The organism is Pseudomonas sp. PDM15 (assembly GCF_014851565.1).
Classification (GTDB): domain Bacteria; phylum Pseudomonadota; class Gammaproteobacteria; order Pseudomonadales; family Pseudomonadaceae; genus Aquipseudomonas.
This window is the reverse complement of record NZ_JACVAA010000003.1, coordinates 133,011-146,452: the sequence shown is the minus strand read 5'-3', so window position 1 is coordinate 146,452 and position 13,442 is coordinate 133,011. Positions and strand designations below refer to the sequence as shown.

13 protein-coding genes and 2 pseudogenes are annotated in these 13,442 nt (G+C 64.1%); 9 read left to right on the top strand and 6 right to left on the bottom strand.

All coding sequences use genetic code 11. The features are described 5' to 3' along the window. Nucleotides 1-4: 4 nt before the first annotated feature. Nucleotides 5-802, top strand: coding sequence for an ABC transporter ATP-binding protein (locus IB232_RS08685; protein ID WP_192398116.1), 798 nt, complete (start codon nucleotides 5-7; stop codon nucleotides 800-802). A gap of 101 nt (nucleotides 803-903) precedes the next feature. Here IB232_RS08685 and IB232_RS08680 read toward each other — a convergent pair whose 3' ends face one another. Next, nucleotides 904-1,377, bottom strand: a complete 474-nt coding sequence (locus IB232_RS08680) for a GNAT family N-acetyltransferase (RefSeq protein WP_192398115.1) — start codon at nucleotides 1,375-1,377, stop codon at nucleotides 904-906. A gap of 152 nt (nucleotides 1,378-1,529) precedes the next feature. On the opposite strand from IB232_RS08680, the pseudogene IB232_RS23485 reads away from it, so the two are divergent. Both IB232_RS23485 and IB232_RS08670 read left to right on the top strand, forming a co-directional pair. After that, nucleotides 1,530-1,984, top strand: a pseudogene (locus tag IB232_RS23485) (site-specific integrase); the annotation flags it as partial. A 64-nt stretch (nucleotides 1,985-2,048) separates the two neighbouring features. Then, nucleotides 2,049-3,635, top strand: a complete 1,587-nt coding sequence (locus tag IB232_RS08670) for an ABC-F family ATPase (protein ID WP_192398113.1) — start codon at nucleotides 2,049-2,051, stop codon at nucleotides 3,633-3,635. A 56-nt stretch (nucleotides 3,636-3,691) separates the two neighbouring features. Here IB232_RS08670 and IB232_RS08665 read toward each other — a convergent pair whose 3' ends face one another. Further along, entirely contained in the window at nucleotides 3,692-4,198 is a 507-nt protein-coding gene (locus IB232_RS08665) for a DUF1993 family protein (protein ID WP_192398112.1), read from the bottom strand. 74 nt (nucleotides 4,199-4,272) lie between these two features. Between IB232_RS08665 and IB232_RS08660 the strand changes: the two genes are divergently transcribed. Continuing rightward, on the top strand, nucleotides 4,273-4,620 hold the full coding sequence (locus IB232_RS08660) for an MmcQ/YjbR family DNA-binding protein (protein ID WP_192398111.1): 348 nt from the start codon (nucleotides 4,273-4,275) through the stop codon (nucleotides 4,618-4,620). Here the strand turns inward: IB232_RS08660 and IB232_RS08655 are convergent. Together IB232_RS08655 and IB232_RS08650 are read right to left on the bottom strand one after the other, a co-directional pair. Continuing rightward, nucleotides 4,617-5,321, bottom strand: coding sequence for a DUF1294 domain-containing protein (locus IB232_RS08655; RefSeq protein ID WP_192398110.1), 705 nt, complete (start codon nucleotides 5,319-5,321; stop codon nucleotides 4,617-4,619). The two genes, IB232_RS08660 and IB232_RS08655, sit on opposite strands and share 4 nt — an antisense overlap. Nucleotides 5,322-5,329: 8 nt before the next feature. Next, entirely contained in the window at nucleotides 5,330-6,163 is an 834-nt protein-coding gene (locus tag IB232_RS08650) for an undecaprenyl-diphosphate phosphatase (RefSeq protein ID WP_192398109.1), read from the bottom strand. Nucleotides 6,164-6,351: 188 nt separating this feature from the next. On the opposite strand from IB232_RS08650, the pseudogene IB232_RS23920 reads away from it, so the two are divergent. The 3 genes and pseudogenes from IB232_RS23920 to IB232_RS08640 all read left to right on the top strand — a co-directional run. Then, a pseudogene (locus tag IB232_RS23920) lies at nucleotides 6,352-7,125 on the top strand (cache domain-containing protein); the annotation flags it as partial. Nucleotides 7,126-7,248: 123 nt separating this feature from the next. After that, the gene (locus tag IB232_RS23915) at nucleotides 7,249-7,983 is read left to right on the top strand and encodes a methyl-accepting chemotaxis protein (RefSeq protein ID WP_412547726.1); all 735 of its coding nucleotides are present in this window, start codon (nucleotides 7,249-7,251) and stop codon (nucleotides 7,981-7,983) included. A 7-nt stretch (nucleotides 7,984-7,990) separates the two neighbouring features. Continuing rightward, entirely contained in the window at nucleotides 7,991-8,605 is a 615-nt protein-coding gene (locus IB232_RS08640; protein WP_137973276.1) for a hypothetical protein, read from the top strand. Nucleotides 8,606-8,634: 29 nt separating this feature from the next. Here the strand turns inward: IB232_RS08640 and IB232_RS08635 are convergent, their stop codons facing one another. Then, on the bottom strand, nucleotides 8,635-9,915 hold the full coding sequence (locus IB232_RS08635) for a sigma-54-dependent transcriptional regulator (protein WP_192398107.1): 1,281 nt from the start codon (nucleotides 9,913-9,915) through the stop codon (nucleotides 8,635-8,637). A 222-nt stretch (nucleotides 9,916-10,137) separates the two neighbouring features. Between IB232_RS08635 and IB232_RS08630 the strand changes: the two genes are divergently transcribed. Beyond that, nucleotides 10,138-12,018 carry a di-heme-cytochrome C peroxidase gene (locus IB232_RS08630; RefSeq protein WP_192398106.1) on the top strand — a complete coding sequence of 627 codons (1,881 nt, stop codon included), beginning with the start codon at nucleotides 10,138-10,140 and terminating at the stop codon, nucleotides 12,016-12,018. 12 nt (nucleotides 12,019-12,030) lie between these two features. Beyond that, complete coding sequence (locus tag IB232_RS08625) at nucleotides 12,031-13,176, top strand: catalase family protein (RefSeq protein WP_192398105.1); 1,146 nt, start codon at nucleotides 12,031-12,033, stop codon at nucleotides 13,174-13,176. Here IB232_RS08625 and IB232_RS08620 read toward each other — a convergent pair whose 3' ends face one another. Then, the gene (locus IB232_RS08620; protein ID WP_192398104.1) at nucleotides 13,177-13,398 is read right to left on the bottom strand and encodes a PLDc N-terminal domain-containing protein; all 222 of its coding nucleotides are present in this window, start codon (nucleotides 13,396-13,398) and stop codon (nucleotides 13,177-13,179) included. Nucleotides 13,399-13,442: the final 44 nt, after the last annotated feature.

Sequence of the window (13,442 nt, the reverse complement as noted above, 5' to 3'; positions counted from 1 at the left end):
CCTCATGACAGCCATTCTCGATCCACAACTGCTCGGCAACGACCTGCGCCAGCCCGGCGCGCTGGAGATCCGCAGCCTGAACAAGGCCTACCAGATCGACGGCAAGGCCCTGCCAGTGCTGCACAACATCGACCTGCAGGTGCTGCCTGGAGAATTCGTCAGCATCGTCGGGGCCAGCGGTTGCGGCAAGTCATCGCTGCTGCGGCTGATCGTAGGCCTGGAGAACGACTACCAGGGTCAGATCCAACTGGACGGCGAATCCGTATCGGGCACCAGCCTCGACCGCGGCATCGTGTTCCAGGACCACCGCCTGTTCCCCTGGAAGACCGTCGAACAGAACATCGCCCTGGCCCTCAGGAACCAGCGCCTGAGCAAGAAGGAAAAGGCCGACCTGGTGGCCGAGCATGTGGCCCTCGTCGGCCTGAACGGCTTCGAACAGGCCTACCCGCACCAGCTCTCCGGCGGCATGGCCCAGCGCGCAGCCATCGCCCGCGCGCTGATCACCCGCCCCAAGGTGCTGCTGCTCGACGAACCCTTCGGCGCCCTCGATGCCCTCACTCGCGTGCATCTGCAACACGAGCTGCAGCGCATCTGGGTGCAACAGCGCAGCACCATGATCATGGTCACTCATGACGTAGAAGAAGCGCTCTACCTGGGTGATCGCGTGATCGTCATGGACGCCCGCCCGGGACGTATCGGCCACGAAGTCAAGGTCGACCTGCCGCACCCGCGGGAGCGCAACTCGCGGGAACTGCAAAGATTGCGTGAGGAGCTACTTACAGAACTGACGGAGAGCCATTAGCAATCGGCGGCGACTATTCGCCCCTGCTTTTGTTTGCATCGAACGACTGCGCCGTCTCTCATAGGCTTCCGAAAAAAGGTCAGGCGGTCGTGAGCGGCGATTCACCGCCCAAAGCGGTGTCCCGTCGTCCCCAGGCCTCTGGAAACGGCATCCTCGGATGCCGCCCCGAGCTTCCTGTAAGCCATGCCAACAGAGCGCGGCGCTGTATGCACAAAGCCAAACTGTGCGTACAAGTCCTGTGCTTGACCATCTGCGATCAAGCTCACGTAGCCGCTCTCAGGGACATTGGCTTCGATGTATCTCAATATTTCCCCCATGATGCGCTTCCCCAAGCCGTTGCCCTGATGCTCCTTGAGGACAGCAATGTCCACAACTTGATAGAAGCACCCACCATCGCCTACGACTCGCCCCATTCCCACCGGTTGCGAGCCATGAAGAATTTGGACAGCGAAGAGGGTGTTGGGCAACCCCCGTATCGCAGCTTCAGTAGTCTTCTCACTCAGTCCTGAGCCAAGGCGAAGGGCCTGGTATGTGTGAACAGAGGGAGTTTCAAGCAAGCACGAGTATGTGGCCATGCGTTACGCCCATTACGTTCGAGCGGACAGCTTCAGACTATCAGTCGGATTACGCCTTGTTCCACATGCCAAGCGAATCCGGAGGTACTGCCTTTAAGGAGCTGCGCTTGCTCATCGGCAATGGCATCGACATAGTGCTAGAGGGCGCTGCGATGCAGCTATCCGAAGCATTGGCGTTGCGCTGGGACGCTGTCGACATGACGAAACGCGTTGCTCACGTTTGCCGTACGGTCGCGCTAGGCGTCATGGAAGAGCGCACCAAACCGGTGGCGACCGATTCGTCGTGCTTAATGAAAGAGTCATGCATGCCCTGGAATTCGCCAAGGCTTATGCAGAGCGCCGCAGATCTGGGGTGGGAAAGGTAACCGAAACGCCCTATGTCTTCCCTCCTAGCAGATCTAGGACCTGCACCATCAGTGGCGACCGGTACTGAAGGCACTGAGTGTTCGTTATCGGCCGCCGTACAACTGCCGCCACACCTATGCGACAATATGCGCATGCCCCCGCTTTCATATCCCAGCAGCTCGGCCATAGAGTGCAGGTGCTGCGGTCTACGTACGCCCGCTGGATTAACTCAAGCTCCGATTGGAGCGAGTTGGAAAACTGAATATTGGCATCAAATCGGTATCAGGCGACTCCAGCCATCTCTAAGTTATTGATAGGTAATCCCTTTGATCTCCACCGCTAACATCACCATGCAGTTCGGTGCCAAGCCGCTGTTCGAGAACGTTTCCGTCAAGTTCGGCAACGGCAACCGCTACGGTCTGATCGGCGCCAATGGTTGCGGCAAGTCGACCTTCATGAAAATCCTCGGCGGCGATCTGGAGCCTTCCGGCGGCCAGGTGATGCTGGAGCCGAACGTGCGTCTGGGCAAGCTGCGCCAGGACCAGTTCGCCTATGAAGAATTCACCGTGATCGACACCGTGATCATGGGCCACGAGGAGCTGTACAAGGTCAAGGCCGAGCGCGACCGCATCTACTCGCTGCCGGAGATGAGCGAAGAAGACGGCATGAAGGTGGGCGAGCTGGAAGGCGAGTTCGCCGAGATGGACGGCTACACCGCCGAATCCCGCGCCGGTGAGCTGCTGCTCGGCCTGGGTATCCCGCTGGAGCAGCACTTCGGCCCGATGAGCGAAGTCGCTCCCGGCTGGAAGCTGCGCGTGCTGCTGGCCCAGGCGCTGTTCTCCGATCCGGAGGTGCTGCTGCTGGACGAGCCGACCAACCACCTGGATATCAACACCATCCGCTGGCTGGAAAACATCCTCACGGCGCGTAACAGCACCATGATCATCATCTCCCACGACCGCCACTTCCTGAACTCGGTCTGCACCCACATGGCCGACCTGGACTACGGCGAGCTGCGCCTGTTCCCGGGCAACTACGACGAGTACATGACCGCCGCGACCCAGTCGCGCGAGCAGCTGCTGGCCGACAACGCCAAGAAGAAGGCGCAGATCGCCGAGCTGCAGACGTTCGTCAGCCGCTTCTCGGCCAACGCCTCCAAGGCCAAGCAGGCCACTTCGCGCGCCAAGCAGATCGACAAGATCCAGCTGGCCGAGGTCAAGCCGTCCAGCCGCGTCAGCCCGTTCATCCGCTTCGACCAGAACAAGAAGCTGCACCGCCAGGCCGTAACCATCGAGAAGCTGTCCAAGGCCTTCGACGACAAGGTGCTGTTCAAGAACTTCAGCTTCCAGGTCGAGGCCGGCGAGCGCGTGGCCATCATCGGCCCCAACGGCATCGGCAAGACCACCCTGCTGCGCACCTTGGTCGGCGAACTCGCCCCGGATGCCGGCGAAGTGAAGTGGACCGAGAGCGCCGAGGTCGGCTACTACGCACAGGACCACGCCCACGACTTCGAGGACGACGTCAGCCTGTTCGACTGGATGGGCCAGTGGACCCAGGGCGAGCAGACCATCCGCGGCACCCTGGGGCGCATGCTGTTCAGCAACGACGAGATCCAGAAGTCGGTCAAGGTGATTTCCGGTGGTGAACAGGGCCGCATGCTGTTCGGCAAGCTGATCCTGCAGAAGCCCAACGTGCTGGTGATGGACGAGCCGACCAACCACCTCGACATGGAATCCATCGAGGCGCTCAACCTGGCGCTGGAGAACTACCCGGGCACGCTTATCTTCGTCAGCCACGACCGCGAGTTCGTCGGCTCCCTGGCCACCCGCATCATCGAGCTTTCCGAGAACGGCGTGACCGACTTCAGCGGCACCTACGACGATTACCTGCGCAGCCAGGGCATCTTCGTCTGACGCCGGCCCTGTAACGAAAAAGCCCCGCAATGCGGGGCTTTTTATTGCTGGGCGGATCAGACGCGGCCCAGGTAATCCATCTTGCCGACGTCCAGGCCGTTATGGCGCAGGATGGCGTAGGCCGTGGTGACGTGGAAGTAGAAGTTGGGCAGCACAAAGTGCAGCAGGTAGTCCTCGGCGGTGAACTTCAGCTCGGCACCGGGGAATTTCATGACGATCTCGCGCCCGGCACCGCTGTCGATCTGCTCCGGCGTCAGGCTCTTCACGAAGTCCAGCGTCTTGGCGATGCGTGCCTGCAGATCGGCGAAGCTGCTCTCGGTGTCCGCGAAGCTCGGCACGTCCACCCCGGCCAGGCGCGCGGCGCAGCCCTTGACCGCGTCGCTGGCGATCTGCACCTGGCGGGTCAGCGGGTGCATGTCCGGTGCCAGGCGCGCGTTGAGCAGCACGTTGGGGTCGATCTTCTTGGCTTCGGCATAGGCCACGGCCTTGTCGAGGATGGCCGACAGGTTGCCGAACATGCGCACGAATTGCGGCACGGAGGCCTGGTAGAGGGACAGCGACATGGGGGAACTCCTTTGGGTAGAGGCGGCGCGACTCTGCTAGGGTAGCCGCGGTTCAGCCAGAGAGATGAAGCCTGATGACCAACGAACAGATCGCCGCGTACTGCCTGAGCCTGCCCGGCGCCCGCGAGGATCTTAAATGGGGCAGCAACCGGGTGTTCTCAATAGCCGGCAATAAAATGTTCGCCATTCTCGACTTCATGGGTGAACGGCTGGCGTTCAAGGTCGAGGCGGAGCTGTTCCTCGGCTACGTCGACCGGCCGGGCATCCACCCCGCTCCATATCTGGCGCGCGCCCACTGGATCAGCATGGCGCCGCCCTTCCCCCTCGGTGACGAGGAGCTGCGCGAATGCCTGCGGCGCTCCCACCAGTTGGTGATGCGCAAGCTGCCGAAGATTCGCCAGCTGGGTTTGCTGCTCGACTAGAGCGGCAGCAGATGGCCTAGATGGCGGCCGCCCAGCGTCAACTGGTCGATCCAGAAAGCCTGGTGCAGCGCGACGATGGCCCAGAACACCAGTTGGAAGGACGCCTTGCGCGTCTTGTGGCGGAACACCTGCTGCGCCACCAGGGCGCCGGGCCAGCCGCCGAGCAGCTCGGCGATATGCAGGCTGTTCTCCGGAGTGCGCCAGCGGCCCTTCTGCGCGGATTGCTTGTCCAGCCAGTACTGGCAGAAGCTGAACAGGCTGACCAGCGGATAGGCCAGCAGCACCCAGACCAGCCCTCGCTCCAGCAGCACCAGGGCGCCCCAGACCGGCAGCACGCACAGAGCCGCCAGCACCAGCAGCTTGAGCGACAACTGCTGAATGCCCGGCTGCGGCGGACGCTCGCCGCGCGCCGCACGGGCGCTCTTCGCAGCGGCAGTTCTGGAGGGCTTGGCCGACTCCGTCGGCTTGCGGCGAATCGCCGGTCGATCCAGGCTCAGCCCGGCGTGGCGCATGTGCTGGGCACGCGGCCGACCCTGAGCATCGCTACCGGCGACATAGACCACCGCGTCGCCGACCTGCGGCCGGCTATCGCCACGCATGGCGGAGATATGTACGAACAGCTGCTCGCCACCGCCCTCGGGTTGGATAAAGCCGAAGCCCTTGCCGTCGTCCCAGCTCTTCAGCGTGCCACGCCGCTCCATATCGGGCCTCAGTGCGCCTGGGCGCTGCTCCAGTCGATCAGGCTGAACTGCCAGGTGGCCAGGATCAGCAGGCCGAAGCCGATGCGGTACCAGGCGAACAGCGCGTAGCTGTGGTTGGCAATGAACTTGAGCAAGCCGCGCACGGCGATCATGGCGAACACGAACGACACCACGAAGCCCAGGGCGAACACCGGCAGGTCGCCGGGCTGGAACAGGTCGCGGTACTTGTAGCCGGAGTACACGGCGGCCCCGACCATGGTGGGCATGGCCAGGAAGAAGGAGAACTCGGTGGCGGCGCGGCGCGACAGGCCGAACAACAGCCCGCCGATGATGGTGGAGGCCGAGCGCGAGGTGCCGGGGATCATCGCCAAGCACTGGGCGAAGCCGATCTTCAGGGCCTCCTTCCAGGTCATGTCGTCCACTTCTTCGACATGGACCTCATGCTTGCGCTGCTCGGCCCAGAGCATCACCACGCCGCCGATCACTAGGGCCGCGGCCACGGTGATGGGGTTGAACAGGTACTCGTGGATCAGATCGGCGAAGGCTACGCCGATCACCACTGCCGGCAGGAAGGCGATCAGCAGGTTGGCGGTGAAGCGCTGGGCCTCGCGCTGGCGCGGCACGTTAAACACGGTGATGAGGATCTTGCGGCGGTATTCCCACATCACGGCCAGGATCGCGCCGAGCTGGATGATGATGTTGAAGGCCATCGCCCGCTCGCCAGCGAAGCCGAGCAGGTCGGCGACGACAATCTGGTGGCCGGTACTGGAGATCGGCAGGAACTCGGTCAGCCCCTCCACGATGCCTAGAATCAGTACCTGCAGGGCTGTCCACAAATCCATGAATTACCTCGGGCTGGCCTTTTCGTCGCATCGGCCGATAACAGGGTTGGCGCCTGACGTGCAGGCAGAAAACGGCGGGCATGCTACCAGATGGGCCCTTGTCGCGCTGCCTGGCCAACGGTTAATGGCGCAGCTTCTAGACTGGCTATTAGCTAGCAGCAATAACAAGAAACCGGAGTCGTCCTTCCATGAGCAGTCTGCGCACCCTCCCCATCAGCCGCCGCCTGTGGCTGATCCTGCTTTCATCCATTGTCATGCTGCTGGTCCTGGCCGGGCTGATGCTGCAGCAGATCCACGGCGACCTGTACAAGGCCAAGGCACTGAAGACCCGCCACGTGGTGGAAAGCGCCATGGGTGTGATCAAGCACTTCCAAGGCCTGGAGAGCGGCGGCCTGGCCCGCGAGGAGGCGCAGAAGCAGGCGATGGAGGTGATCCGCGGCCTGCGCTACGACCAGGACGACTACTTCTGGATCAACGACATGACCCCGGTGATGGTCATGCACCCGACCAATCCCAAGCTGGAGGGCCAGAACCTCTCCGGCCTGAAGGATCCGGACGGCAAGTTCCTGTTCAACGAGATGGTCGCCCTGGCGAAGAAGAGCGGCTCCGGCCAGGTCGACTACCGCTGGCCCAAGCCGGGCTCGGACGAGCCGGTACCGAAAATCTCCTACGTCGAACTGTTCCAGCCCTGGGGCTGGATCCTCGGCTCCGGCATCTATGTCGACGACGTGCAGACCGAGTTCCGTGAGCAAGCCCTGCGCGCCGTCGGCATCCTGGTGGTCATCGCCCTGCTGCTGGCGGCGCTGGTCACGCTGATCGCCCGCAGCATCGCCCGGCCGCTGGACGAAGCGGTCAGCGCCATGGCCAACATCGCCAGCGGCGAGGCCGACCTGACACGCAGCCTGGACAACCACGGCCGCGACGAGCTGACTGCCCTGGGCGGCCACTTCAATGCCTTCACCGGCAAGCTGCGCGGGGTGATCGGCGAATCGCTGCAGGCCGCCGGCAGCCTGAACCAGGCCTCGCAATCCCTCGGCGAGATCGCCGGCAACGCCCAGCAGCACAGCCAGCAGCAGTCGCAGCAGATGGAGCTGGTGGCCACCGCGATCAACGAGGTGTCCTACGCCGTGCAGGACGTGGCGAAGAACGCCGAGCACGCGGCCAGCGAGGTGCGCCTGGCCGAGCAGCAGGCGCTGCAGGGCCAGCAGAACATAGAGGGCAGCCTGCGCCAGATCGACCAGCTGTCGGCGACCATCGACCAGGCCGTGCAGGTGATGCAGAACCTGGCCCAGGAGAGCACCCAGATCGGCAGCGTGCTGGAGGTGATCCGCTCCATTGCCGAGCAGACCAATCTCTTGGCGCTCAACGCGGCCATCGAAGCAGCGCGGGCCGGCGAGCAGGGCCGGGGTTTTGCCGTGGTGGCCGACGAAGTGCGCATGCTGGCCCAGCGCACCCAGCAGTCCACGGCCGAGATCCAGGGCATGATCGAGCGCCTGCAGGGCAACTCCGAGGCAGCGGTCAAGGTCATCAACGCCAGCAGCCAGGCCTCACAACAGACCGTCGAGCAGGCGCGCCAGGCCGGTGAGAGCCTCAGCCAGATCGCCGCCTCCCTGCGCAACCTGACAGGCTTGAATGCTTCCATCGCCAGTGCCACCCTGCAACAGTCGCATGTGGTGGACGATATCAACCACAATGTCACCCAGGCAGCTACGCTGGCGCATGAGAATGCCCTGGCGGCCGATCACTCCAGTGAGGCCAGCCGCCACCTCGGCGAATTGGCCGGGCAGCTGAACCGCTTGTTGGGTCAATTCCGTGTATGAGGTGGCGATGAGCAGTATGGAGCACCAAGAGGTCAACCTCGGCCAGCAGCAGAACCAGGACCTGATCTGGGATCTGGACAGCATCGCTCGCCGCGAGCTGGCCGAGCGCTTCATCAAGCTATTCGAGAACCGCCTGTGCGTGTACTCCGAGTCGACCCGCCAGCTGTACACCAACTACAACCTGCACTTCCCCACCGACTACGGGCGCAAGATGGTGGTGCTGCCCAACCCCTACGCCTTCCATGACACCCTGCACGGCATCGACCCGCTGGCCGTGCGCAAGACCGGCCTCTGCGTGCTGCCCGGCGTGGTGCTGGGCAAGCCCGGCCTGCTACTGACCACGCAGATGAAAGACGGCGGCCCGGCGCCCAAGACCATGCCGTTCAAGCAGGCCCTGGCGCAGATCATCAGCAACCAGAAGAAGATCAACGACGTCTTCCTGCCGATCCTGATGAAGGGCGACCTGCGCGAATTCGACCAGAAGATGCCCTACATCCACCTGCACCGCCTGCAGGTACAGAAGCTCACCCGCCTGTCGTCATTCGAGCGCGACGACATCCAGCAGAGCATCACGCGCAAGCTGCTGGCGCTTTACCGGCAGTCCGACAGCCTGGGCTGTTAATCCAGATCAAGCCTCGCAAGTACGAGCGCTCAACGCATCTGGTGCTTGTGCAGTAGCCGGTAGAAGGTCGGCCGCGAGATACCCAGCACCTTTGCCGCGTGGCTCATGTTGCCGGCATGGCGCAACAGCACGTCATGCAGAGCCTGACGCTCGGCTCGGCGGATATAGTCGGCCAGGCTGCTGAACACCCCCTCCGTACCCTCCCCGGCGACCAGCCCCAAGTCCTCGGCATCGATCTGCCGCTGCTCGGTCAGCACCGTGCCACGCCGTACCCGAGTGGCCAGCTCGCGTACGTTGCCGGGCCAGTCGTGATCGGCCAGGGCGCGAATGGCCTGGTCGCTGAAGCTGCGCGGGCGTCGGCCGACCTCCACCGCATAGCGTCGGGCGAAATAGCCTGCCAGGCAGGATATGTCCTCGCGTCGCTCGCGCAGCGGCGTGGTGCGCACCTGCAGCGCGCTGAGCAGGTAGTAGAGGTCTTCGCGGAAGGCGCCGCTCTCCACGGCCGCCTCCAGATCGAAGCGGCTGGTGGCCAGCACCCGTACATTCAGCGGCACCGCCTGGCCGCCGCGCTCCACGCACATCTCCTGCAGCACACGCAGCAGTCGCGCCTGCAGGCGCTGGGGCAGCTCGGTGATTTCGTCGAACACCAAAGTGCCGCCGTCGGCCTGCTCTATCAGCCCCGGCATGCGCTCCGAGCCGAACAGCTCCTGCTCGTCCAGCGCGCCGCTGCAGACATGGATCAGCACCCCAGTGGCACGCACGGACAGGCGGTGCAGAGTGTTCGCCACCAGCTCCTTGCCGCTGCCGCTCTCGCCGCGGATCAACACCGGCGCGCTCAGCGGTGCCAGCTTGGCCAGCAGGTGGCGCAGTTCGGCCACGCTGCGGCTGTTGCCCAGCAGTTCGTGTTGCCCGGCTTCGCCGGCGGCGACCTTGCCGCGCAGGCGCGCCATGCCGAAGGCGCGCCCGAGGGCCACGCCGACCCGGTCCAGGTCGAACGGCAGGGTGTGATAGTCGAAGAACCACTCGCCGATGAAATTGCCGGCGTCGGGCACCTGCAGGGTTTCGGGGCTGAGCACCGCGATCCATTCGGTTCCGCTGAGGCTGATCAGGCGCTTCAGGTACTGGGGATTATCCAGATGCTCGGGCGCCAGGCGCACCAAGCCGACATCGCAGGCCTGGTCCTGGGCCTCCGCCAGGCTGCAGCTCTGCACCTGCCAGCCGCCGGCCTGCAATTGCGGCAGCAAGCGCTCACATTCGATACAGGGATCGACGACCAAAAGGCGCCGGGGCGTAGTTACCTGGGTTCGCACTCTACCAATCCTTGGCGCCAATATTTTGAAATATCCAGGTAAAACAATCGCTTGGCGCGGATAATTGAACCCTAGCAAGCGGATCGCGGGCCTCTAGGAACGTTTCTCTATAAAAACGGCAGAGATTTGCGCACCTTCCCAAGTGTTATGGCCGCTTGCCATCGTCCCTGCGTATTGGCATAAACGTACCCAATAAAAAATCACCACACGGATGTTGATGACATGCGATTGCTGCGCCGTGCCCTGATCGTCGTCCTGTTGCTCGCTCTCGCCGCCCTCGCGGTCGTCCTCTACTACATCGCCCGCCCCAACCTGCCGGTGTTCGACAAGCCGGAGCAGGTCAACTACCTCGGCCAGTGGGACGAGCAGGCACGCCAGACCTACTACTACACGCCCCAGGGCACCACGGTGAAAGGCCTGCGCTATGAGTGGTTCACCGCGCTGGAACTGCCCTTCTCCCAAGACAAGTTCGCCAAGCCCGACTACATGGCGCGCTTCGGCTTCCTGACCGATCCGCGCCAGCAGGCCAGCGAACTCAACCCCGGCAACCTGCCGGTAGGCTTCGCCCGCCACCCGGACGACGAGACCGGCATCCAGTACCTGGATATCACCTGCGCCGCCTGCCACACCGGCGAGCTGCGCTACAAGGGCCAGGCCGTGCGCATCGACGGCGGCGCCGCCCTGCATTCCCTGGCCTCCACCGTGCCCACGCTCAGGGGCGGCAGTTTCGGCCAGGCGCTGGGCATGAGCATGGCGTTCACCTACTACAACCCGATCAAGTTCAACCGTTTCGCCAAGACCGTGCTGGGCGACAGCTACGACCGGGACAAGAGCCAGCTGCGCGAAGACTTCAAGGCCGTGCTCGACCGCCTGCTCGGCACTGCGATGAACGACTGGCACCGCGGCCTCTACCCCACCGAGGAAGGTTTCGGCCGCACCGATGCCTTCGGCCGCATCGCCAACAGCGTGTTCGGTGACGCCATTGACGAGAGCAACTACCGGGTGGCCAACGCGCCAGTCAGCTACCCGCAGGTATGGGACATCTGGAAGTTTGACTGGGTACAGTGGAACGGCTCAGCCATGCAGCCGATGGCGCGCAACATCGGCGAGGCACTCGGCGTCGGCGCCACCCTGCACCTGTTCGACGAGAACGGCAGCAAGTTGCCGGAGAGCCAGCGCTACCCTTCCAGCGTACGCCTGCGCGACCTCTACACCCTGGAAGAAACCCTCAAGCAGCTGAAACCGCCGACCTGGCCGGAAGAGATCTTCGGCAAGGTCGACCTGGAGCTGGCCAGCCAGGGCCGCGCCCTGTTCGCCGAGAACTGCGCCTACTGCCACGCCCCCGATCCGGTTCCGCGTGACCAGCGTCTGGCACCGGCGCGCGATCCGGAATGGCACCTGCGCATCGTGCCGACCCGCATCGTCGGCACCGACCCGACCACCGCCGACAACATCGCCGACCACCGTTTCGACATCAGCAAGCTGGGCTGGCAGAAGGCCGAACTCGCCAAGCTCGACGTCAAACTGTTCGGAGCCAGCCTGGACGAGGTCGATTTCGCCAGCATCTCCAGCGCCAAGGGCCTGGCCTACGTCACCGCCTACGTGGAAGACCGCGCCTACCGCGACGCCGGCATCCAGCCCCGGGAACGCTGGCGCATGGACGGCTACGGTCTGTCCATCGGCGTGCAGGAAAAACGCGGCTACAAGGCCCGCCCGCTGCACGGCATCTGGGCCACCCCACCGTTCCTGCACAACGGCTCGGTGCCGAATCTGTTCCAGGTGCTGTCGCCGGTGGTCGAGCGAGACACCCGCTTCTGGGTCGGCAATTTCGAGTACGACCCCAAGCGCGCCGGCTTCCTCACCGGCAAGTTCGACGGCGGCTTCCTGTTCGACACCAGCGTTACCGGCAACGGCAATCGCGGTCATGAATTCCGCGACGGTTGCCGCAACGAAGGGGTGATCGGCCGCTTCCTCGAGCCGGAGGAACGCTTCGCCCTGATCGAATACCTCAAGGTGATGGGCGACGAGCGCCTGGAAAGCCAGCTCAAGCCCGCCGAGAGCCGCCCCTGGACTCCCGGCCCCAGCTGCCAGAACAACAACTAAAGGAAAGCCACCATGCTCAAACGCTTCTGGCTCTGGCTCGGTCGCCTGCTCGGCCGTCTGCTGCTGATTCTCCTGGTCGTCGGTGCTCTCGGCTGGGGCCTGGGCGCCGCTTACTACGCCTGGAAATTCTCCGGCCCGGTATCCGCCGAGGAAGAGATTCCCAAGGACGAGGCGGCCCTGACCCAGGGCATCATCGAGGACGCCATCCGCATCGTCGAACAGCACCGCGACAACACCCGCGTGCTGCGCGACGCCCACGCCAAGGCCCATGGCTGCGTGAAGGCGCAGTTCACCGTGCTGCCGGACCTCGACCAGAGTCTGCGCCACGGCGTGCTGGCCGAGCCGGGCAAGACCTGGCAAGCCTGGATGCGCCTGTCCAACGGCAACGCCTATCCGCAGTTCGACAGTGCCCGCGACGCCCGTGGCATGGCGATCAAGCTGCTCGACGTGCCCGGCGAGAAGTTGCTGAGCAGCAAGGCCACGGCCGGCAACCAGGACTTCGTGATGTTCAACCATCCGGTGTTCTTCGTGCGCGACGTGGCCGAGTACAAGCAGAACTTCGCCGCCCAGGCCAGCGGGCAGAAGATCCAGGCGTTCTTCCCCAGCCTGGACCCACGCACCTGGGAAGTCCGCCACCTGATCATCGCCCTGAAGACCCTGGCGCCGGCGCCGGACAGCCCGGTGGCCGCCACCTACAACTCCATCGCGCCGTTCAAACTCGGCCCGCACAACATCAAGTACCGGGTGATCCCCGACCCTGCGAGCTGCCCAGCCTACGAGCTGCCGGAGCAGAACACCGATCTGCCCAACTTCCTGCGCAACGCCCTGTACCAGCAGCTGTCGCTGGACCGGGTGCCGGCCTGCTTCGCCCTGCAGGTGCAGCGGCAGAACGCCAACTACTACATGCCCATCGAGGACACCAGCGTGGAGTGGAGCGAGGACATCTCGCCGTTCGAGACGGTGGCGACGATCAAGGTGCCAGCCCAGGACTTCGACAGCCGCGAGAAGAACGTCGCCTGCGACAACCTCTCCTTCAATCCCTGGCACGCCCTGCCCGAGCATCGCCCTATTGGCGGCATCAACCGCCTGCGCAAGGCGGTGTACGAAGCCGTCAGCGTGTACCGCCACCAGCGCAACGACGCCCAGCAAACACACTGATCAACGTGGCGCGCCGCGCGCACGACGCGGCCCCATGATCAGCCAGTTGAACAGTCCGAGCAGCGGGAACAACAGCAGCAGCGCCGTCCACAGCAGCTTCTGCGGGCGCCGGCTGATGCTGCCCTGCACATGCCACAGCGCCCAGAGCGTCAGCAGCAGATAGAGCAGCGCCGGCACGCCGTAGAACAGCCAGTCCGGCAGGCGCATCAGGGGTTCGAACATCGGCAATCTCCGGCAGCGGTTCCCTGTTAGGGTCGCGCCGCCGG